We start from the raw sequence: 23194 nt of genomic DNA, 5'->3' as shown, positions 1-23194 counted from the left end.
TCTTAAAGTTAAGTGATGTTACATACTAGTGTGTCTCCCCCGTCTAACTTATTTATATAATATAATAAAATAATAAATAAATCAACACATTTTTCTGAAAAATGAATTATATTTTTTCGACATTAACATTTATTAAAACATTTTAGTTGTATTAAAATAGCATTTTTTGTTTATATTTAGTTAATAAATTAACATTATATGAATTCAATATTATTAAGCAAACTATCACTGTTACCTACACTTAATGTATCTAGTATATTGTAACTTTGGTTGTATTTATTTTATTAATATATTGTACATTTATAAAAGTTAATATTTTTTTAAGCCGTTTTTTGTAAATATATGTTATATTTTATATTTTTGCATGATTACATTAAAACACATTCACTTTATTGCATTTTAACCTTCTTGCCCACTATAAAAACCCATCTAAATGCACATATCTATGCTACTTCTATGCATAATGTGAGAAGTTTTCCACCAAGTATTTATTAAAGCAATATATCTGTAGCCTCCTATAAAGCATTTCCTAAGATTTAAAATATTTATATAGGTATATACATATAAATATTTTATTGTTATATTTTGAACTTTATCACATATGTCTATAACATCCCCCCAAACTTCCATAAAGTAACCCAAATATTAATGCTCACAGATTTAATAGGCTAACTTGGTAATTCAAAACAAAATAAAAAGAGACAGGATAAATCCTATCTCTTAATTTATTATAATAAATGACATGCAACAAAGTGGTTTGGTTCAACTTCCTTAAGCTCAGGTGATTTCTCACTGCATACAGGTTTTGCATATCTGCATCTTGGAGCAAATCTACAACCTGGTTTAGGGTTAATTGGACTTGGAACTTCTCCTTCAAGAGGAATTCTCTTTTTATTTCTTTCAACTTCTGGGTCTGGCACAGGAATAGCTGAAAGTAAAGCCTGAGTATATGGGTGTAATGGCTTGTCATATAAATCAGCACTTGAAGCCAATTCAACCATTGTACCAAGGTACATAACCCCAACTCTATCTGAAATATGCTTAACCATTGAAAGGTCGTGAGCAATAAACAGATAAGTTAATCCCAATTCATTTTGTAACTTTATAAGTAAGTTAACTACTTGAGCTTGGATAGAAACGTCTAGAGCTGATATTGGCTCGTCGCACACTATAAAGTCTGGTTCTATAGCAAGTGCTCTAGCTATACCTATTCTCTGCCTTTGTCCACCTGAGAACTCATGTGGAAATCTAGATGCGTGCTCTTTGTTTAATCCAACTAATTGTAGTAGCTCATATATTCTATCAGTTCTTTCTTGACCAGTATGAAGATTATGAACGTCAATTCCTTCTCCTATGATATCTCCAACTGTCATTCTTGGGTTAAGTGACGCATATGGGTCCTGGAATATTATTTGAGCTCTTCTTGTGAACTCTTTCTTTTCCTTTTTACTTAATTTGCTAACATCATGACCATCATATAGGATTTGTCCGCCGGAAGCTTCATAAAGACCCATAACAGTTCTACCGCAAGTAGTCTTACCACAACCAGATTCTCCAACTAATCCTAAAGTTTCACCCTTATATATATTGAAACTTACATCATCAACTGCTTTTAATGTAGCATCTTTTCCAACTTGGAAATATTTTTTAAGATTTTTAACTTCAATTAAAACGTCATTTTTCTCTTTCACATTTTGATTAGTCATATTATACACCTCTCTTCAATGCTTCAGGAACTTCTACTTTTGGAGCCATTGGGTGTTTCAACCAACAAAGAACCTCATGAGTATCTGAAATAGTAGTAGCTTCTGGCATCTCTTCTAAACATACTTGCATACAATATTCACATCTTGCTGCAAAAGGACATCCCACTGGTGGTTTAATTAGATCTGGAGGTGTTCCTTGTAAAGAATATAATACATCTTTATTTTTAGTATCTAATCTTGGTACAGATTGTAACAATGCCCAAGTATATGGGTGTTGAGGATTTGCGAAAATCTCATCAACAGTTCCTCTTTCTATTATTTGTCCAGCATACATTACTTGAATTCTATCAGCAACGTCTGCAACAACTCCTAAATCGTGAGTAACTAATATAACTGCTGTACCTAATTTTTCTTGAAGATCTGATATAAGATCCATAATTTGTGCTTGAATTGTAACATCAAGTGCTGTTGTTGGCTCGTCCGCTATTAATATTTTCGGATTACACGCTAGTGCTATAGCTATCATAGCTCTTTGTCTCATACCACCTGAAAATTCGTGTGGATATTGATGAACCCTTTTGTCTGCATTTGGAATATTAACAAGGTTTAGCATTTTTGTAGCTTCTTTTATAGCTTCATCTTTGCTCATCCCTCTGTGTATAATTAAACTCTCAGCAATTTGTTTTCCAATAGTCATGGTTGGATTTAGAGATGTCATCGGATCTTGGAATATCATAGATATATCCGCTCCTCTTAACTCTCTTAAAGCCTTATCATCCATTGTTAATATATCTTTGCCTTCGAAAACTATTTTTGAACCCTTTTTAATTTCTGCTGGCATTGGTTCAGGAAGCAATCTCATAATGGCTTTTGATGTAACTGTTTTACCACATCCTGATTCTCCAACTACCGCTAGGGTTTCACCTTTATTTAAATGGAAGCTTATGCCTCTTACAGATTTTACTTCTCCTGCATAAGTATGAAATGATACTCTTAAGTCTTGTACATCTAATATTTTTTCCATTGCTAACCCTCCCCTATTGACGCATTTTTGGATCTAGGGCGTCTCTTAAGCCATCACCAAGTAATTGGAATGATAACATTGTTAAAGAAATAAATAACGCTGGCCAGAATAACTGGTATGGGTAGAACATTAAGTTAGGTTGTGCAATAGCTGCTAATGCTCCCCAGCTTGTGTTTGGTGATTGAACTCCAAGTCCTAAGAAACTTAAGAACGCTTCACTGAATATATATCCTGGTATATCAAAGGTAATAGCTACTATCATAATACCTAAAGTGTTTGGTATTAAGTGTCTTGCTATTATTCTTGATGGGTTAGCTCCTAGAGCTTTTGCTGCTAAAATATATTCTTGTTCTTTAATTTGTAATAATTGTCCTCTTACAAGTCTCGCCATATAACACCATCCAGTGATTGTCATAGCAATTATAAGAGATTGTATTCCAGGTCCAACAATTAATCTAACAAGGATTACTATTACAAGATATGGAATACTCATTAATATTTCTAGTATTCTCATCATGATGTCGTCTACTATTCCACCAAAGAAACCCGCAACACCACCGTAGATAGAACCTACAACTGTGTCAATAAGTGCACCTACTAGACCAATAATGATAGAAATTCTTCCACCCTTCCAAACTCTAGCAAATAGATCTCTACCTAGGTTGTCCGTTCCAAACCAATGGTCTCCATTTGGTTTTAAGTTAAGTAAGTTATTATCTGTTACTTCATATGAATATTTAGCAATCATAGGTCCTATGATTGTCATTAGCGAAATTAAAATTAGTAGTATTAGAGAAAATGTAGCTACTTTGTTTTGCTTTAATCTTCTCCAAGCATCTTGCCAATAAGTCATACTAGGTCTTAGTATTCCTTCTGAGTCTAAGTTTTCACAGCCTATAATCTGAAATTTTTCTCTTGATAGTTCTGCCATAGTTGCTCCTCCTATCTCTTCTTACCAGTTACTCTGATTCTTGGGTCGATTAATCCGTATAATATATCAACAACGAACAATGCAACAATATATAATACCGCTACAAATATAGTTTGTCCCATTATCATAGGATAATCTCTATCATTAACTGAAGATACGAAATACTGACCAAGACCTGGTATAGCAAATATACTTTCTATAACGAATGATCCTATAAATATACCTGCAATCTGTGGTCCTAATAGTGTAATAGCTGGAAGTATCGCATTTCTTATAACATGCTTAAATACTAAACTTAGCTTTGATACCCCTTTTGCTTTTGCTGTTAAAATATAATCTTGTCCAATAACATCTAGACAGTTAGCTCTCATATATCTAGCATAGGTTGCTATAGAACTAAAGCTTAATGCTATAGATGGTAGGATTGTATGCTTAAATTGCCCCCACCCTGTTGATGGTAAGATCATCCACTGAACTGTAAATGTATATTGTAATAATGCCGCAACAACGAAACCCGGTACAGAAATACCTAATATAGCTATAAACATAACTACGTAATCTGGCCATTTTCCCCTATTAAGAGCTGCTATAATTCCGAGAGTAATACCAATTGTGAATCCCATTAAAATTGCTTGTGAACCAACTCTAGCTGAAATTGGTGCATACTTTAAAATTGTTTTTGTAACTTCTCTACCTGGATAAAGTAGAGATTGTCCTAAATCCCCATGTAAAACTGCGTTTTTAACAAATAATCCATATTGTTGAATAACTGGCTTGTTCAAACCATACTTTTCATAGTAGTTTGCTTTAATTTGTGGTGGTAAGTTTCTAGCCAAACTAGCTAATGGGTCTCCTGGTATAGCATGAATAAGCATAAATGTGATAGATGCCGCTATAAATAACGTAACTAGCATATACCCAAACCTCTTAAGAGTAAATTTTAACATCATCATCCCTCCATTTAGCGTAAAGTTGTTGCAACAGACTCTCCATCTGTTGCAACAATAAAATTAAATCTTATTTTCTTCCACTTGTATAAGCATATTTGTATTCAGTTACTCCGAATAATGGAGTCATTACGTTATTTGTATATTTAGCAACATAAGTATTTTTCTTTCTAAATACAGTCGGAGATACTATACCTTCTTTGTATATTAGGATATCTTCTGCCTTTTTGAAAGCTTCAAGTCTTGTTTTATTATCAGTTGAATTTTGAGCTTCTTTTATCGCTGCATCATAATCAGCATTTGACCATCCTGTTGGAACAACTCCTGCTCCTGTCATAAACATATCAAAGAATGTCATTGGGTCATTGTAGTCTCCTGTCCAAGCCATTGAAGCTATTTGGAAATCTAATTCATCTGTTCTCTTTTGGAATACTGGCCACTCAACATACTCTGTTTCAACATTTACTCCTAATGCTGATTTGAAGTTTTGTTGATAGAACTCAGCAAACTCTCTATTTCTTGCTGCTGTTCCTGACTCTAAGTATTTAAAGGTATGTTTAGCTGGATCTGGATCTAATCCTAATTCTTTTAATCCTTCAGATAAAAGAGCTTTTGGATCTTTAAATTCATCAACTAATTTTTTAACTGGTTGCTCAGTATTTAACTTTCTGTATTCTTCTCCACCAATTTGAACTTCTGGTGGACACCATGCTAGTGCTGGATCTGCTAAATCTCTAAATAAAGTTTTAGCTGCTCCTGTTCTATCTTGAGCAACGATAAATGCTTTTCTTACTTTTGCATTACTGAAATACTTATCTTTAGCATTAAAGAATGTATATGCAGTAGATGCATCATAGCTTGATAAAACATTAAACTTATTTGTTTCATTGAATTTTTGAATCCATTCCTGTTTAGTAACTGCTGCTATATCTAATGATCCATTATATAGCTCATTCATTCTAGAAGTTTCTTCTTTAATGATTTTCATAGTTACTTTGTTAAGCTTTACAGAATCTTTATCCCAATAGTTTTCATTTTTTTCTAACACTACTTGGTTATTGTGTACCCACTCTGTAATTTTAAACGGTCCACTGAACACCATAGTATCAGCTTCAGAACCATATCTTTCACCTGCTGCTTCAACAATATCTTTTCTTTGTGGATGCATAACTTTGAAGTAAGTTAAATCTAAGAAGTATGCAGTTGGTGACTCTAATGTAAACTGTACAGTTTTATCATCAATAGCTTTTACTCCCAACTCTTCAATAGAAGCTTTTCCACCATTAACCTTTTGAGCATTTTTTATTGGGAATAGTAGGAACGCATAAGGAGAACCTGTCTTAGCATCAAGAGTTCTTTGAATTCCATACACATAATCTGCAGCAGTTACTGGCTTTCCATCACTCCACTTATAATCTCTTAATTTAAAAGTCCAAGTAAGTTTATCTTCTGAAGTAGTCCACTCAGTTGCTCCTGCTGGTTTTATTACATCCTTACCATTTTCTTGCTCAATTCTTGTTAAGCCTTCTTGCACCTCAACTAATACTTGTGAAGAGTAAAGGTCTGAAGATTTTGATGCATCAAGTGATTTAGGTTCTGCATTTAATGTAACATTAAGATATTGTTCTTTGTCCATATTAGCTGTAGCAGCGCCCCCATCAGTAGCAGGCTTTTCTCCACAACCAACTAATAGTCCAGCTGATAAAGATAAAGTTAGTAATGTTGCTAAAATTCTTTTGCTTTTCATTAAAATTCCCCCTTAGTTTTTTGTTTTCTTAAGTATGTAAGATAAATTCAAATACTTATTAACTTTGAAATATTTTGACAATTTTAAATAAGTTACATAATTTTCTTGAAATTTATAATCCTATTAAAATCATGCAAAAAAAATAGTTGAATTTCCAAATCACACTTAATAAATTTCCTTAGTAAATTTCCTGTTATCTCTTTAGTAAGTTATAGAACAATATGAATTTTGAAGTAATGCAATATCTAAAATTCATTTTTTATAATATTATCATAGACACTTGTAAGTTGTCAAACTATTTTGTCGTATAATAAGTGCTTAATGTATACCATTTCATGAACTTTTTTTGAACAATTTATAATTTAATTATATTTACTTATAGGGTTAGATTTTATAACAATATTTATGCATTAATTTATTGCTTGTATAAATATTATTCCATACATTGTTGTTTTATTATGAATTTAAATATTGTTTACAAATACTTCTTAACACCTAAATAGCATCTAAATTACCTTTAATTTCTATATTACTTTATGCACTCTTATTCTTATTACCTATATAATGTAGGTTTTAAGATTTGCCTCTATAAATATGAATAAAATAAGCACAGAAGTCACAATAAATCTAGATTACTTTCTTAAGAACTTTAAAAATCAACAAAATAAAGCTGAAACCAAAAACCTATAGCACACCAATAAACATAGACATACATTAATATTAAAGAAATTTTTATAATATATTATATAACTTTATTCCCCGAAGTTATATAATATATTATAGAACTTTTAAGGAGTGATAAAATTGAAATATAATGTTGCTGTAGTTGGAGCTACTGGAATGGTTGGAAGACAATTTGTATCTATATTAGAAGAAAGAAACTTTCCAATAGATAATATATACTTTTTCTCTTCTAGTCGGTCTGCGGGTACTAAGCTTACTTTTAAAGGAGAAGAAGTAATAGTAGAAGAATTGAAAGAAGATAATATAGTAAATAAAAAGCTAGATTTTGCACTATTTTCTGCTGGTGGCGATACTAGTCTTAAATTTGCTCCCCTATTTGCTCAGCATGGTGCTATTGTAATTGATAATAGTAGTGCTTGGAGAATGGATCCAAAGGTACCGTTAGTTGTCCCTGAAGTAAACTCTGAGGATTTAAAATGGCACAAAGGTATTATTGCAAATCCAAATTGTTCTACTATTCAAGCTGTGGTTGCCCTTAAGCCACTCATTGGTAAATATGGTATTAGAAGAATTGTTTATTCAACCTATCAGGCTGTATCGGGTGCAGGACTTGGTGGCTTTAATGATTTAAAAAATGGGATTTCTGGGGAAGCCCCTAAAAAGTTTCAGCACCCCATCGCTTATAATGTTATTCCTCAAATTGATGTATTTTTAGATAATGGATACACTAAAGAAGAAATGAAGATGATTGAGGAAACCAGAAAAATTTTGCATGATGACAAGCTGAAAGTTACTGCAACCACTGTTAGAGTCCCTGTTGTTCATGGTCATAGTGAAAGTATTAATGTAGAATTGGAAAAGGAATTCAACTTAGAGGATGTTTTGAACCTGTATAATAATTCACAGGGAATAGTGTTAATGGATGACACAAAGAACAACATCTATCCTATGCCACTTCATGTAGAAGGGAAAGATGAAGTTTATATTGGTAGAATAAGAAGAGATTTTAGCTTGGATAACGGTATTAATCTTTGGGTAGTAGCTGATAATATAAGAAAAGGTGCTGCTCTGAATGCTGTTCAAATCGCAGAAACCTTTATCAAAACTGGCCTAATATAGATACTGTAGGCTTATCAATTCACAAAAATAATAGGGCTATAATTACACATTATTCCCCTCTGATTATATTGAATAAAAAGTTGAATAACCAAATTTTATACCAAAAATCTAAAGGACTGAAAGTCAGATATAACAAATATTGAAGGGAAGGTTATATATGAGTATTTTTAAAGGCTCTGGAGTTGCTATTGTTACTCCATTCAAGGAAAATGGTGTTGATTTTGATAAATTAAGAGAATTGGTAGAATGGCATATAGAAAATAAAACTGATGCCATCATCGTGTGTGGTACCACTGGCGAAGCTTCCACTATGAGTGAGTCTGAAAGAAGAGAAACTATTAAATTTGTTGTTGATACAGTTAATAAACGTATTCCTGTTATTGCTGGTACAGGTTCTAATAACACTGCTGCATCTATAGAAATGAGTAAATATGCAGAAAGTGTTGGCGCTGACGGTTTATTAGTTATAAATCCTTACTATAATAAAACTTCTGCAAAAGGATTAATCGAACATTTTAAAGCAATTGCTGGTAGTGTTAACACTCCAATAGTAGTTTATAACGTGCCTTCTAGAACTGGTATGAACATTACACCTAAAGCTCTTTATGAGTTATGTAAAATTCCAAATATTACTGCTGTAAAAGAAGCAAGTGGAAACATCAGTCAAGTTGCTGAAATTAAAGCTTTATGTGGTGATAAGTTGGATATTTATTCAGGCAATGACAATGAAATTTTACCAACTTTAGCTATCGGTGGAATTGGAATAATCTCAGTGCTTGCTAATATAATTCCTAAGGATGTCCATGACATTTGTGAACTTTTCATGAATGGAGAAATTAAAAGATCTCAAGAATTATTTTTAAAAACTATTCCTCTAACTAATGCTTTATTTATAGAAACAAATCCTATCCCTGTAAAAACTGCATTAAATCTAATGGGGAAAAATCCAGGTAAATTAAGGCTACCGCTTGTAGATATGGCTGAGGATACATTAAAAGTATTGAAAGCTGAACTTAAAAATTATAATATCCACATAAAGGAGGATTAACATGATAAAAGTCCTTTTAGTAGGCTGTAACGGTAAAATGGGCACTATGATATCTTCAGCAATAAAAAAATTTGAAGATATTGTTATTGCTGCTGGAGTAGATAAAAACACTGATTCCCCTTTTGGATATCCAGTTTTCACCTCTATTTCAGAATGTACTAAAGATATAGATGTAATCTTAGACTTTTCCCGTCCAGATGCCTTCGAAGAAATTTCTAGTTATGCAATAAAAAACAATAAGGCTGTTATCTTTTGTACAACTGGTTACTCAATAGAACAAGTTGCTATGATTAAAGCTTTAAAAGAATATATTCCCGTGTTCTATTCTGCTAACATGTCTATTGGAGTTAATATAATTAACAATTTGTTAAAAAATTTAAGTAATTTACTTTATAAGGATTTCGATATTGAGATAATTGAAAAACATCATAACCAAAAGGTAGATTCCCCAAGTGGAACTGCTCTACTACTTGCTAATACAATTAGAAATTCTATTGAAGAAGAAACTCTTTTAGTTCATGGAAGAGAAGGTATTTCCAAGAGACATCATAAAGAGATTGGTGTTCATGCTGTCCGTGGAGGAAACATCATTGGAGATCACGAAGTAATTTTCGCTGGGCAAGGTGAGGTAATAGAGATTAAACACTCTGCAATTTCTAGAGAAGTCTTTGCTGTAGGTGCTATACGAGCTTGCCTATTCATATATGGTAAAGAGAAAGGTCTCTACTCTATGGAGGATGTAGTAAAAATCTAGTTAAATAATAAAAACCACTAAAAATTAACTTGGAGTTAATCTTTAGTGGTTTTTTAAATAATTTCTATTTCTTTGATAGTTCCTTTATAAACTCTTCTAAACCATCTAGGGCTATTTTTAAACTTTCCATGCTATAACAGTAGGAAATCCTAATATATCCCTCTCCCCCTACTCCAAAAGCAGAGCCAGGTACAATAGCAACTTTTTTATTTTCTAACAACTTTTCACAAAACTCTTCACTACTCAGGTTAAACTTATTTATTGATGGAAATATATAAAATGCCCCTTTAGGCAATTCTACTCTTAATCCCATACTTTTCAATCGCTGATAAACGTATTCTTTTCTGATTTGAAACTGTTCTTTTATAAGCTCACAATGATAAAGAGAATTTTCCAGTCCAGCTAAGGCCCCATATTGACCTATAGATGGTGCACAAGATACATTATACTGATGCACTTTAATAATACTACTCATAAGTTTCTCAGTAGCACAAATATACCCTACTCTAATACCTGTCATGGAGAACATCTTAGAAAATCCACTTACTAATATTACCTTTTCCTTTATATCTTCACATTGACTAATAGAATAATATTCTTCAAAACATATAGCACTATATATCTCATCGCTTATAATTAGAATCTCTTCATCTTTAAGTAAAGCATGAAGTTCATTCCTATCTTTCTCTGTCATTATTGCCCCTGTAGGATTTGAAGGGAAAGAAACTATTAATACTTTAGGATGTTCCTTATTTATTATCTCTTTTATACTGTCTATATCAAGAGAAAAATCCTCCTTCAATTTATAGGTTAATACCTCTGCTCCTACTAGTTTGCCACAGCTTTCGTAGGCGGGATAGCCAATAGCTGGAACTAACACTTTATCTCCTTCATTTAAAAGTGCCTTATAGGCACATAAAAGAGCCTCGCTGCCTCCCACAGTAACACAAATTTCATTCTCATTATACCTTATAGAATTTTTCAAAAGGTAATCTGAAATACCTTGTCTTAACTGTAAAATTCCTGCGTTAGGAGTATAGGTAGTCTTATCTTCATCTATTGCCTTTTTCATAGCCTCTTTAATTTCCTTAGGAATCTTAAAATCTGGCTCACCTAAGGTTAGAGAAATGGCACCTGGATGATGAGCTACTTTATTAAAAAACTTTCTTATTCCTGAAATTTCAATACTTTCTACATTCTTTGAGAATATATTCTCCATATTATTTTACCTCTTAAAATTCAATTCCTTTTCTAGCTGGAACACCTTCATTAAAATAATGCTTTATATCCTTCATTTCAGTAACAAGATTTGCTTTTTCTACAATTCTCTCTGGTACATTTCTTCCTGTCATAACAAGTTCTATATCTTCAGGCTTTTTATCCATAAGATGCAGTATTTGTTCTTCTGTTAGCAATTTATTAGATAGTGCTCCCATAACCTCATCCATAATTAAAATATCACAAGTTTTATCTTCTAATTGCTTTAAGCAAAAATTATATGCTTCCTGAATTTCTTCTTTTAACTCAGCCTTTTGTTCCTCATTAAGAGTCCAGAAAAATCCTCTTGGTTTCTCAAATCTATAAATATTAAAGTAAGGGTCAAGTCTCTTTGCACTATGAAGTTCTCCAGTAGCACCACCTTTAAGAAATTGTACCATTGTAACCATGTACTCATTTCCAGCTGCTCTTGTAGCAAGACCAACTGCTGCAGTAGTTTTTCCCTTACCATCTCCAGTGTATATTTGTATGTATCCTTTTGATAACTTTCCCATTTTTTATACCTCCTAAAATAAATCAATAATTATATTAATTTATAGACTTCAAAGATAAATATTTATGCTATTTACCTACAAAGTCTTATGAGAGCCACCTTAATCTTACACATGAATAAAGTGCTAATTTTAGCTCCCTTTAAATAGATAAACTTAGTAAATTATTTCTTAAAAATAAGATTATCTATTGCATTATACAATTATAACATTTATAATAAATTATTCCAATTATACAGAAAAATATAATGGTTTTATCTAATATATATAGAATGCAATAAAGAAACTACACTAATAATAAACCTACTTTTGCATTCTCTTTCATATAAGTTGCTTTTAATTTATTAAGTAGTTTAGGAATACTGTTGCAACTTATATACTACCATAGAAAATCCATTTTTAGATATCTATAGTAAAACTAACTTATCCGACACTTTAAATTCTTTCTATTATATAGGAAGTAAATCACTGGATAATATGGTCAATTACCTATAAATATCATGTTTACATCTGTATAAAACCTGAATTCTTTAAGAATACTTATAATGTGAAAGGAGAGAATTATATGGAATACAATTTAACTGACCCTTATCAATTAGCAAAATTTATTAAAGAATCTAAAAAGTCTACTCCCGTAAAAGTGTACATAAGCGGCAACTTAAAAGATTGTGCTTTTGGAAATATTCAATACTTTGGTGAAGGAAACTTTTACATATTATTTGGAGATAGTGAAGAGGTTAATTCCTTTTTAGAAAATAACAAGGATAAAATAAACCACTTTAAAGTGGAGCATGATAGAAGAAATTCTGCAATTCCTATGCTTGATCTACGTAATATAGAGGCAAGAATTGAACCAGGTGCCATAATTAGAGATAGAGTTTCCATAGGCAAAAATGCAGTTATCATGATGGGAGCAGTAATAAATATTGGTGCTGAAATCGGTGAAGAAACCATGGTTGATATGAATGCTGTTGTAGGTGCAAGAGGAAAACTTGGAAAAAGAGTTCATCTTGGTGCTGGAGCAGTAGTTGCTGGAGTTCTTGAACCACCAAGCAAAGAGCCATGCATTATAGGGGACAACGTACTCATCGGTGCTAATGCTGTGATTTTAGAAGGTGTAAAAATTGGTGCTAACTCAGTTGTTGCAGCAGGTGCTATAGTTACTAGTGACGTTCCTGAAAATGTAGTAGTTGCTGGTTCTCCTGCAAAAATAATAAAACATGTAGATGACAAAACTAAGAGTAAAACCGAGCTTTTAGATGATTTAAGAAAATAAAAAATAAAGGATATTTAGAAAATCTAAATATCCTTTATTATTGAACCAAAATCAATACTTAACTTATACCTAGTTCACCTTGGTTCCCTTAAGGCTTTAAAAATGACCTTATTCATCATGAATTCATGATGAGAAAGATAAAACTTTATCCTAGAAGCCTACATTCTACTTAAACTGCATCTTCCATATTAATATCTAAAGAATCAATTGTGCAATTTTCGCCTATTTGAATTTCTGTTATATTGTCCCTATTTTCATCAGTAACTCTTTCCATTTTAGAAATAGATACTTCATAGGCTATTTTCTTAACAACCTCTGTATCAGAAACCTTCTTTTGATACTCTCTACTTTGTAATCTTCCCCAAATTCTTATATTATCTCCAACTTCTAAGCTCTTACAGAATCTTGAGTTCCTGCCCCATGCTATAGTTGGAATATAGTCTGACTTATTATATAATCTATTAACTGCTAAAAGCATATCTGCAATTTCACGTCCAAAAGGAGTTGTCCTATAAACTGGTGCTTTACATATAAATCCATCTAAGAATATTTGGTTTGGATTTTTGCTTCTTTCCTTTAATTCTCTTACATCTCTTGCAAACACCGTAAGAATTAGTCTGTTTGAACCATCTACAAACTTATTGTAAGATCTTAACTGTCCTTCTACTATAAGCTCACTACCAATGCTTACATCCATCCCTGTAATAAGTCTTTCTGAAACTGTAATGATTAAAACATCTGTAGCATCACTTAATCTTTGAACCTCAAAATTAAAGTTATAAAACCCCTCACCATACATTTCATGGCTAAACTGTAATTCTGAAATCACTTTACCCTCTAAATAAATTTTGTTGTTTAACATAACATTGTCCATTGTAACCCCTCTTTCCCTTAGTTCTTTAATACATTTTCACTACATTTATATTTCTCAATTAAGGGAAATATACCAAATTAGTGAAAATTATTGCATCTTTGTAAGTTCCCCAATTTCCTATATTTAAAATTATAAAATATTTATGAACAGATTACAAGATAAATTTTTTAAAAATTCATTCTATTTCTTCATTTGCCTGCCTTCATTATTTAAATAGCATTCTTCCTTTAATAAAAGGTCTGATACCTTAACAAATTCATAACCATCCTTCTTCAAAGTTTCTAGTACTTGAGGTAAGGTTTCAGGTGTATATTTTCCATCAATATGAAATAGCACAATTGAACCAGGCTCTACATTTTTCACTACATTCTTATATTCCTTCTCAGTACCATAGCCCTTCCAGTCTAAACTATCTACATTCCACTGAATAGTTTTAAGTCCTGCTTTTTCAATAGTTTCTACAGCTAAGTCATTATATGCTCCTTCTGGAAACCTAAACAATTTAGGCATATTACCTGTTAGCTCTAATATTTTTGCATTAGTAACTTCTAATTCTTTTATTATTCTTTCCTTAGAGATTGAAGTAAAATTAGGATGTTTGTTAGAATGATTTCCTATTTCATGGCCCCTTTTTGCAATCTCCTTAACTACCTCTGGGTACTCATCACACCATCCCCCTACTAGAAAAAAAGTTGCCTTTATATTGTACTTATCTAAGGTATTCAAGATGCTCTCAGTTTTATCAGTACCCCAACTTGCATCAAAGGTTAAAGCTACCTTTTTTTCTTTCATATCTACTGAGTATATAGGAAGTGTTTTTGCCACTGGCTTAAAGGCTCCTTCTGTAAAATAATTCAAGCCACTCATTATAATTACTGTTCCTAATAATAAAACTATTATTATCCACATTTTTCTTCTCAATTTTATAATTGCTTCCATACTCCCCCCAAATTATATATTTATCTCATTAAATCTATATTCACGCATAAAAAATATATGCTATATTAAATTTAAAGATAATTACCTACAATTTATTTTATGTTATAATAATTAATGAGTATTTACTAATACTTATTAATTTAAGATAATTATTACGCTCTAATATCAAAGGATAAATTTTTTATGCTTTTAGTTATGAGTACGTACACATAAAACAAATTAGGTTTTGTTATGAAATTTTCTTTCAAGATTGTTGAAGAAATCAACTTATTCATTATTTAAAGGAGGCAAGGTTAATGTTTGATAATTCTATGGATTTAGCAGAAAATAAGCTTATACTATTGTATATATTGGAGAAAGTTAACCTACCTATTTCTAATATACTGTTGGCCCAAATTATTCTTGAAAATAACTTTATGAATTACTTTACCCTTCAACAATATGTTGCTGAATTAGGGGAATCAAATCTTTTAGAAAGCGTTAATGATAAAGGTAAAGATAGGTTAACCATATCTGAAAGTGGTAGGAATGTCCTACATTTATTTAAAAACAGAATATCTGAAGAAAAACTTTCACAAATAAATGTTTATATTGAAAATAAAATTCTATCTATTAAAAATGAGTTAACAGTTACTGCAGACTATACAATTGAAAATGGTAATAGTTATGTAGTTAATTTAGTGGCTTCTGAGGGCAATATTACCCTTATGGATTTAAAAATTAGTGTGGCATCAAATAAACAAGCCAGAGAACTTTGCCACAAATGGAAAAGCAATTCCTCTGACTTGTACAATAATATAATTAATTTGCTATTACGAGACTAAGCTAAAATCATTCCTGTGGGTTCTCCATTTATAGGAATGATTTTTTTATTCTCAGTATCCTTTTCTACCTTTACCAAAAGGTTGTTATAGCTGTCACCAACAAAAATATGTTTACTGTTGCTTAAAATCCCTCTTGGCATTCCTCCAATTCTTATCCTTTTAATTTCCTCATGATTGTAAATATCTACTATGCTAATACTGCCTTCTCCATAATTAGAAACATAACAATACTTTTCATCACAGCACATATCAAAAGGACAACTTCCAACGGAAACTCTATGAATAACTTTATGAGTTTTAGTGGATATCATGCTAACTGAACCTTTTCCCCCATAACCCATGTTGCTTTCACAAACTAATATATAATTTCCGTCTAATGTGATAAGAGCCTTTGTTGGATAAGCACCAACATCAATATTATAAATATTTGAACCATATAAAGCATCAAATAAAGTAATATTATCACTATTTATATTTGCTACAACTATTTCATTACTTTTACTACAACAATCGATACTATGAGGTGAGTTGCCACAAGGTATTAGTTCTACAACCTCCCTGTTAGTAATATCAAAGGACACTATGTTATTTGAATCACCACAAATAATATATGCATGATTTCCTAGGACACAGATATCCCTACAATTACTTCCTAAATATAAGGATTCCACCATACCATTTTCTAAATTTACTATGGAAATAGAATCATCATAACAGTTAGATGTAAATAATAGTTCGTTATGCAGCCAAAGTCCATGTGGCCCTATTTTCCCTCTATTAACACCAATTAGCTGTATGGTATTTTCTAATGTAAAACTTTCAATATCTATTTTATCAATAGAATCGCAAGTTGTATTACACACATATAAATGCCTCAATGGAATCACCTCCTCAACATATAGTATGAGGAAGTTAGGCTTTGTGTGCTAATATTAGATACTTGTATACTCTTTATTTAAGACTCTAGCTTTTCTTATGCAATCTTATGATTCTTCTCATATCCCCTATCATATATAAAGACCCTGAAATTAAAAGTAAATCTTTTTCTGTGCAATAGCTTAAAGCCTTTTCATAGGCCTCCCTATAATCTTCAACAGCTTCACAAGCCACTCCAAGGTTTTCAATTTCAGCCTTTAAATCTTCAGCTAACTCTGCTCTTTCACTATTTGGAGTTACTGCAATTACCCTGCTAGCCTTTGGTACTATAGTTTCTATCATTTCTCTTACTTGCTTATCAGCTAGGATACCTAGAATTAATATCAGGTTGTCATATTTAAAATACATATCTATACTTTCCGTAAGCTTAGATATTCCATCTATATTATGAGCGCCATCAATAACTACCCTAGGATCAGTTTTCATTATTTCTAATCTACCTGGCCATTTTACAGTCTTCATTCCATTAGCAATATTTTCTTTACTTATTTTTGCACCTAAATCTATAAGCTTCTCACAAGCATGTACAGCTACTGTAGCATTAAAAATTTGATGTTTTCCTAAAAGAGCTAACTCTAAGTTGTAGTTTTCCCTAAGAGTTTTAATCTCAACCTTTTGAATTACCTTCTTCTCTCCATTAACTTCAACTTCATAGCTATCAATAAATCTGGCTTTATCATTATCTACTTTAATTAGTAGAGATTTTTTTTCTGTAGCTACTTTTTCAATAGCAAGTTCTGCTTCAGGTTGCTGTGGGAATAATACTGTAGGAATTCCTTCCTTGATTATTCCAGCCTTCTCAAAAGCAATTTTATCTAAGGTATCTCCTAAGATTGCCACATGATCTAAGCTTATAGAAGTTATAATAGAAAGTATTGGCGTTATAACATTAGTTGAATCCAATCTTCCCCCAAGCCCTACCTCAATTACTGCATAGTCTACTTTCTTTATATGATAATATAAAAATGCTGCGCAAGTAATTATTTCAAATTGAGTTGGATTTTGATAACCTAGAGCTATGACTTCATCAATAGCCTTAGAAACTTCCGTAATTATGTGAACTAAATCTTCCTTAGGAATATTTTCATTATTAATTTGTATTCTCTCTTCAAACTCCTCAATATAAGGAGATATGTAAGTGCCTACCTTATATCCAGCCTCCATAAGAACTCTGCTTACCATAGCTGTAGTAGAGCCTTTTCCGTTAGTTCCTGCTATATGTATCATTTTTACTTTCTTATGAGGATCTCCTAAAAGCTCTAAAATTTTTTCCGTTCTTTCAAGTCCTAGCTTCATGCCAAACTGAGCTGTGTTTTCAATATAATTTATAGCCTCCTGATAATTCATTTCACTGCCTCCCCACTTTTAAATAATGAACAAGTTCATTTTGTTCAACGACTTTGGAAGCAGATTCAACTCTCGACAAAATTTATTTTTCAGCAAAAAACTCTTACCTAATGAGGAATGTGAGAATTTTCCTTCCAAAATGTCGTTAAAAGGTGGATAATAGTAAAAATTATCCACCTATAATTATTATATCATTAAACTTATCCACAATAAAATAACATTTCATGCTTATATTTTAAACTAATGGATAAATTCATCTTTATAAATCACTTTTGAAAAAACTTTCACTCCTACCTGAAAATACGCGAATTATCATTGAGAAATATAGTGAAAGCTTAAAAAGTTTCCTTACAACCAGTGAATTCAGTATTACTACTTTAAGTTTTCAATACTTTCAAGCACTGATTTATACATTTCCTTATACTTCTCGCCTTTAGCTCTTTCTTCTTCTACTACTTCTTTAGGAGCTTTAGCTGTAAACTTTTCATTATTAAGCTTACCTTCTACTCTAGCAATTTCTTTTTCTAGTTTTTCTTTTTCCTTATTTAATCTCTCAAGCTCTTTTTCAGCATCTACAAGTTCTAGAAGTGGCATATAAATCTCTGCTCCCATAGATACTACTGTTACTACATTTTCTGGAGCTTGTTCTTTGCTATCTAGTAAAACAACTTCACTAGCAGATGCTAATTTTTCAAAATAAGTTTTACCTTGTTCAAAGGCTTCTCTAGCTTCTGTGGCATAAATAAAGGTTTTTGCCTTTCTTGAAGGTGGTACATTCATTTCACTTCTTGCATTTCTTGTGTTTTTAATAGCATCAATTATGAAATTCATATACTCTTCTGCTTTAGAATCTTTTAACTCTTCTTCATAAACTGGCCACTGAGCTATAGTTATAGATTTTGCATCAGCCTTTAAGTGAGTATAAATTTCTTCTGTAATAAATGGCATTACTGGGTGAAGAAGTTTTAAGCCGCTTATTAGAACCTTATTTAATACATTTAATACAACACCTTTAGCTTCCTCATTGTCTCCATAAAGCACAGGTTTTACAAGTTCTATATACCAGTCACAGAATTCAGTCCACATAAAGTCATAAACCTTTTGAAGAGCTATTCCTATTTCAAACTTATCTAAGTTATCAGTAACTTCTTTTACTACGGTATTTAGTCTAGATAATATCCACTTGTCTGCTGTTGAATATTCTTTACACTGTGCATATTTATCCATTAAAGCTTCATCAAAGTTCATCATAACAAATCTAGAAGCATTCCAAATCTTATTGGCAAAGTTTCTTGCTGCTTCAACTCTTGATTCATAGAATCTAATATCACTGCCTGGAGCATTTCCTGTTGCTAGAGAGAATCTTAGAGCATCTGCTCCATAGTTTTCAATAACTTCTAGTGGATCCACTCCATTATCTAAGGACTTAGACATCTTTCTTCCTTGATCATCTCTAACCATTCCATGGAAAAACACTGTGTCAAAAGGCACTTCCTTCATATTATATAGGCCTGAGAATATCATTCTAGCAACCCAGAAGAATATTATATCTCCACCAGTAACTAGGGTACTTGTTGGATAGAAGTATTTTAAATCCTCAGTGCTATTTGGCCAACCTAAAGTTGAGAAAGGCCATAGTGCAGAACTAAACCAAGTATCTAGTACATCACTATCTTGAACTAAGTTCTCTGATTTACACTTAGTACAATGAGTTGGTGCTTCTGTTTGAACTATTATTTCTCCACAATCTTTGCAGTACCAAACTGGAATTCTGTGTCCCCACCATAACTGTCTTGAAATACACCAATCTTGTATATTTTCCATCCAGTTGAAGTATATTTTTTCAAATCTTTCTGGAATAAATTTAATTTCCTTTTCTTTTACAACCTCAATTGCAGGTTTTGCAAGAGTTTCCATTTTAACATACCATTGTTTTGATAGCATTGGCTCAACAGTACATCCACATCTATCGTGAGTTCCTACATTGTGACTATGGTCCTTAATCTTAACTAAGAAGCCTTGCTCTTCTAAATCTTTAACCATAAGTTTTCTAGCTTCATATCTATCAAGACCAGAATATTTTCCATAACCTTTAGATATAGTTCCATTCTCTTCTAGTACAACTACTTCCTCTAGGTTGTGTCTCTTTCCTACTTGATAGTCATTAGGGTCGTGAGCAGGAGTTATTTTAACGCATCCTGTTCCAAATTCCATATCTACATAATCATCAGCAATAATTTCTATTTCTCTACCTACAAGTGGTAATTTAATTTTCTTTCCTATTAAATGAGTATATCTTTCATCTTTTGGGTTAACAGCAACTGCAGTATCTCCAAGTAGTGTTTCTGGTCTTGTAGTTGCAATTTCAACCACTTCTTCACTTCCTATAACAGGATAGTTAATGTGCCAGAAGTGCCCTGCTTGTTCTTCATATTCAATCTCAGCATCGGAAATTGCCGTCATACATTTTGTACACCAGTTTGTAATTCTATTACCTTGATAAATCAAGCCATCATTATATAACTTAACAAAAACTTCTCTAACAGCTTTATTTAAATTTTCATCCATAGTGAAAGCTTCTCTTGTAAAGTCTGCAGAACAACCCATCTTTTTAAGCTGAGTTCTTATTCTCTCTCTGTATTCATCTGTCCATTCCCAAACTTTTTCTAAGAAAGCTTCTCTTCCCATTTCTTTTTTCTTAAATCCCTTAGCAAGTAAAGACTTTTCAACTCTTACTTCTGTGGCAATACTTGCATGGTCTTCTCCTGGTAACCATAATGCACTATATCCTTGCATTCTCTTTGTTCTAATCAAGATATCTTGAAGGGTGTTATCAAGAGCATGACCTAAGTGTAATTGTCCTGTTATATTTGGTGGCGGCATTATAATAGTATAAGGCTTTTTATCCTTATCTACTTCTGGTGTGAAAAACCCTTCCTCTTCCCACCATTTATATAATCTTTCTTCAAATTCCTTAGGATCATAGGTTTTTGCTAAATCTCTGTTATCCTCCATTTTTTCTTCCTCCTGCCTTCTTTATATTTTATAAATTCGTTACATAGTTAATGGTTTTCCTTATTACGATTATTGCCAAGAAACTAAATTATTTGTACAAATAAAAAAAGAGCCTTCATCCCGAAAAAGGACGAAAGACTCGTGGTACCACCTTTATTTCCTGCAATGTAACAGGCTCATTTTTTTAACGGTTTGACCCGTCTTTATTTACTAAATTTCAATAAAGAAGCTCCGAAGCTACCTTCAAGTGTATTCATATGGAAGACCTTTCAGCCGGTGAATCTTCCTCTCTTAATACTATCCCACTTTACTCCTCTTCATCTTTGCTTAATAAATATTAATTTTTAATATATTATATACTTTAACTAAATTTATGTCAAATAAATTTAGTTAAAATTTATCTTATAATGTTATAGATTTAAGTGATAAAGAAGTTATTTTTTTATAATTTTCATACACTCATTAAAAATTGTATCATACTCAGTTAAACTCATATTTTTTATATTTTCTTTTATTGCCTTTTTAAAATCTTCATAGCTTTGTTCAGCATAAAAATCTGGTGATGTACGAACCTCCTCATTTATTTCTCCATCTTTATTTACGCCTAATACACCTGGAATTCTAACACATATCTTGCTATTTGGAAGTGTGTTTATTACAGGATTCCTACCAATTCCATCTCCACTAGTAGTTTGTCCTATTATTGTTCCAAGGTTAGCAGACTTTACTATTATAGCAAGTCTTTCTGATGCAGAAAAAACATTTTTATCCACCAGTAGGTACACATTTCCCTTAAAAGCCTCTTTACTATAGGGTAACAGGTAGCTATCCTTTATAAAACTATATTTTTCAGTGTAGCCTGATTTTAAATTGGTTGGAGCTTCCTTTGAAAAAGTTGAGTTTTTGTTAATTTTACTTAGATAATCTGCCATAAACTCACTTTTTCTATATCCATGATACTCATCAAGAATTAAGACTTCTTTTGAGTTAATATTTCCAATAATAGCCCTTGATACGCTCTCAGTTCCACCACCATTGCCCCGAATATCAATAATTATATTTTTATAACTCTTCATATCTTTAAAGAAAGTATCAATTTTTTCTATTGTATTATTTTCTTCAATCATACCATTTATTTTAATATAGGCAATATTACCTTCTTCAATAGTTTTTGTATTAATAACTTCATTGCTTAGACTTTCTGAGAGTTCCTTTGTAAGCTTCATAGCCCGTTCCTCATCATAAGCACTTATATTTATAGTTTCCTTCTTAGTTTCACCCAACTTTGTTAATACACTTACTTTTAAGTTTTTACTAGTACTTATATTTGTTTCAACAAATAATTTATCTACATAACAATTTTTATTATGCAAATCATATTTTAAAATGTACTTATCTCTATTTTGCTTAATATATTCTTCAACTTCTAAACTTTCTACTTGTGTTATTACGTCACCTTTTTTAATTCCAGTATTTAAGGAAGAGACCACCACATATTTCCCCTCCATATACTGGCACAACACATCTGGTACTGTTATAAACTTTAATTTTATCTTGTCCCAATATGCGGCTTTCTCTAAGGATTTATCATCAAATACTCCTTGATAACTATTCTTTGAAGCATTTTCATAAAAATTAAGCATATATCCATCTAATATGTTGCTATGCCCATTGCTTAGTAAGTTCATTGTTCTATTTATATTTAAATAAAACTCCTCATCATTTTTAGAGTTAGCTATCCTCTTAATAAGTTCATCTTTATGTTCAACAAAATCATATCCTAAAGCATTCTTTTTAATTTCGAAAAAAGGATAATTATCTACTAAAAAATTCACAAGATACTTTGCATCTTCTTTCTTGTCATTATGGCTTAACTCTCCCTTTGGTGATAGCATAATTGGCTTCCACATAAATGTACCCACTAAAATAACGCTTATTATTACCAATACTAGTCCAATCACCCAAATATTCCTTCTTTTTTTTCTCATTTTCTCCTCCTTGAAGCTTAATAATTATATATTAATTACTAATAAAAGTTTACTGTAAGTATATTGAAATTAACATACTTACAGTAAACTTTTCATATCACCATTCAAAATATTTGATTAATGATGTTAAACTCTTAAACTTCATTACTATTTATATTTTATTTAAATCTTATAACAATCAAACTACTTTAATACATATATAGAATGTAACAAAGATATTACATAAATATATAATTCTATCTTGCTTTAGATTCTCTTTAATAGAA

The 23194-nt window shown here is 31.5% G+C and carries 18 protein-coding genes and 1 other annotated feature; of the genes, 5 read left to right on the top strand and 13 right to left on the bottom strand.

Going from position 1 to position 23194, the window contains the following annotated elements:
* Nucleotides 1-728: 728 nt before the first annotated feature.
* The 5 genes from B3040_RS07940 to B3040_RS07920 form a co-directional block, all read right to left on the bottom strand.
* Complete coding sequence (locus B3040_RS07940; protein WP_291571955.1) at nucleotides 729-1706, bottom strand: ABC transporter ATP-binding protein; 978 nt, start codon at nucleotides 1704-1706, stop codon at nucleotides 729-731.
* A gap of 1 nt (nucleotide 1707) precedes the next feature.
* Nucleotides 1708-2730 carry an ABC transporter ATP-binding protein gene (locus B3040_RS07935; protein WP_291571954.1) on the bottom strand — a complete coding sequence of 341 codons (1023 nt, stop codon included), beginning with the start codon at nucleotides 2728-2730 and terminating at the stop codon, nucleotides 1708-1710.
* A 13-nt stretch (nucleotides 2731-2743) separates the two neighbouring features.
* Nucleotides 2744-3661: an ABC transporter permease gene (locus B3040_RS07930; protein WP_291571952.1), complete on the bottom strand. Its 918-nt coding sequence runs from the start codon at nucleotides 3659-3661 to the stop codon at nucleotides 2744-2746.
* Nucleotides 3662-3672: 11 nt separating this feature from the next.
* Nucleotides 3673-4608 carry an ABC transporter permease gene (locus B3040_RS07925; RefSeq protein WP_291571950.1) on the bottom strand — a complete coding sequence of 312 codons (936 nt, stop codon included), beginning with the start codon at nucleotides 4606-4608 and terminating at the stop codon, nucleotides 3673-3675.
* A gap of 70 nt (nucleotides 4609-4678) precedes the next feature.
* Complete coding sequence (locus B3040_RS07920) at nucleotides 4679-6355, bottom strand: peptide ABC transporter substrate-binding protein (RefSeq protein WP_291571948.1); 1677 nt, start codon at nucleotides 6353-6355, stop codon at nucleotides 4679-4681.
* Nucleotides 6356-7159: 804 nt separating this feature from the next.
* Between B3040_RS07920 and B3040_RS07915 the strand changes: the two genes are divergently transcribed.
* From B3040_RS07915 to dapB, 3 genes are all read left to right on the top strand, one after another.
* Complete coding sequence (locus B3040_RS07915; RefSeq protein ID WP_291571946.1) at nucleotides 7160-8158, top strand: aspartate-semialdehyde dehydrogenase; 999 nt, start codon at nucleotides 7160-7162, stop codon at nucleotides 8156-8158.
* A gap of 157 nt (nucleotides 8159-8315) precedes the next feature.
* A complete protein-coding gene (gene dapA, locus B3040_RS07910) occupies nucleotides 8316-9206 on the top strand; it encodes a 4-hydroxy-tetrahydrodipicolinate synthase (protein WP_291571944.1) in 891 nt (296 codons plus the stop codon).
* Nucleotide 9207: 1 nt separating this feature from the next.
* Nucleotides 9208-9960 carry a 4-hydroxy-tetrahydrodipicolinate reductase gene (gene dapB, locus B3040_RS07905; RefSeq protein ID WP_291571942.1) on the top strand — a complete coding sequence of 251 codons (753 nt, stop codon included), beginning with the start codon at nucleotides 9208-9210 and terminating at the stop codon, nucleotides 9958-9960.
* Nucleotides 9961-10024: 64 nt separating this feature from the next.
* Here dapB and B3040_RS07900 read toward each other — a convergent pair whose 3' ends face one another.
* Complete coding sequence (locus B3040_RS07900; protein WP_291571940.1) at nucleotides 10025-11179, bottom strand: pyridoxal phosphate-dependent aminotransferase; 1155 nt, start codon at nucleotides 11177-11179, stop codon at nucleotides 10025-10027.
* 13 nt (nucleotides 11180-11192) lie between these two features.
* Nucleotides 11193-11732 carry a cob(I)yrinic acid a,c-diamide adenosyltransferase gene (locus B3040_RS07895; protein WP_291571938.1) on the bottom strand — a complete coding sequence of 180 codons (540 nt, stop codon included), beginning with the start codon at nucleotides 11730-11732 and terminating at the stop codon, nucleotides 11193-11195.
* A 562-nt stretch (nucleotides 11733-12294) separates the two neighbouring features.
* On the opposite strand from B3040_RS07895, the gene dapD reads away from it, so the two are divergent.
* The gene (gene dapD, locus B3040_RS07890; protein WP_291571936.1) at nucleotides 12295-13005 is read left to right on the top strand and encodes a 2,3,4,5-tetrahydropyridine-2,6-dicarboxylate N-acetyltransferase; all 711 of its coding nucleotides are present in this window, start codon (nucleotides 12295-12297) and stop codon (nucleotides 13003-13005) included.
* Nucleotides 13006-13174: 169 nt separating this feature from the next.
* On the opposite strand, the gene B3040_RS07885 is transcribed toward dapD, so the two are convergent.
* On the bottom strand, nucleotides 13175-13879 hold the full coding sequence (locus B3040_RS07885) for a single-stranded DNA-binding protein (protein ID WP_017414726.1): 705 nt from the start codon (nucleotides 13877-13879) through the stop codon (nucleotides 13175-13177).
* A 180-nt stretch (nucleotides 13880-14059) separates the two neighbouring features.
* On the bottom strand, nucleotides 14060-14818 hold the full coding sequence (gene pdaB, locus B3040_RS07880; protein ID WP_291571933.1) for a polysaccharide deacetylase family sporulation protein PdaB: 759 nt from the start codon (nucleotides 14816-14818) through the stop codon (nucleotides 14060-14062).
* Between the two features lie 296 nt (nucleotides 14819-15114).
* Here pdaB and B3040_RS07875 point away from each other — a divergent pair, with 296 nt between their 5' ends.
* Nucleotides 15115-15642, top strand: coding sequence for a DUF4364 family protein (locus B3040_RS07875; RefSeq protein WP_291571931.1), 528 nt, complete (start codon nucleotides 15115-15117; stop codon nucleotides 15640-15642).
* Here the strand turns inward: B3040_RS07875 and B3040_RS07870 are convergent.
* The 4 genes from B3040_RS07870 to B3040_RS07855 all read right to left on the bottom strand — a co-directional run bounded on the left by B3040_RS07870 (nucleotide 15639) and on the right by B3040_RS07855 (nucleotide 22928).
* Entirely contained in the window at nucleotides 15639-16520 is an 882-nt protein-coding gene (locus B3040_RS07870; protein ID WP_291571928.1) for a YncE family protein, read from the bottom strand. The genes B3040_RS07875 and B3040_RS07870 overlap by 4 nt on opposite strands.
* 85 nt (nucleotides 16521-16605) lie before the next feature.
* Nucleotides 16606-17925, bottom strand: a complete 1320-nt coding sequence (locus B3040_RS07865; RefSeq protein ID WP_291571926.1) for a bifunctional folylpolyglutamate synthase/dihydrofolate synthase — start codon at nucleotides 17923-17925, stop codon at nucleotides 16606-16608.
* A gap of 372 nt (nucleotides 17926-18297) precedes the next feature.
* Nucleotides 18298-20940: a valine--tRNA ligase gene (locus B3040_RS07860; protein ID WP_291571924.1), complete on the bottom strand. Its 2643-nt coding sequence runs from the start codon at nucleotides 20938-20940 to the stop codon at nucleotides 18298-18300.
* Between the two features lie 123 nt (nucleotides 20941-21063).
* Nucleotides 21064-21273 (bottom strand) — a binding site (T-box leader).
* A gap of 101 nt (nucleotides 21274-21374) precedes the next feature.
* Nucleotides 21375-22928, bottom strand: a complete 1554-nt coding sequence (locus tag B3040_RS07855) for a S41 family peptidase (protein WP_291571922.1) — start codon at nucleotides 22926-22928, stop codon at nucleotides 21375-21377.
* Nucleotides 22929-23194 lie beyond the last annotated feature (266 nt).

Origin of the sequence: Clostridium sp. UBA4548, assembly GCF_002387895.1 — a bacterium.
In the GTDB taxonomy this organism is placed as follows: Bacteria; Bacillota; Clostridia; order Clostridiales; family Clostridiaceae; genus Clostridium_J.
The sequence above is the reverse complement of the archived record's forward strand: the minus strand, read 5'-3'. Positions and strand labels throughout refer to the sequence as shown.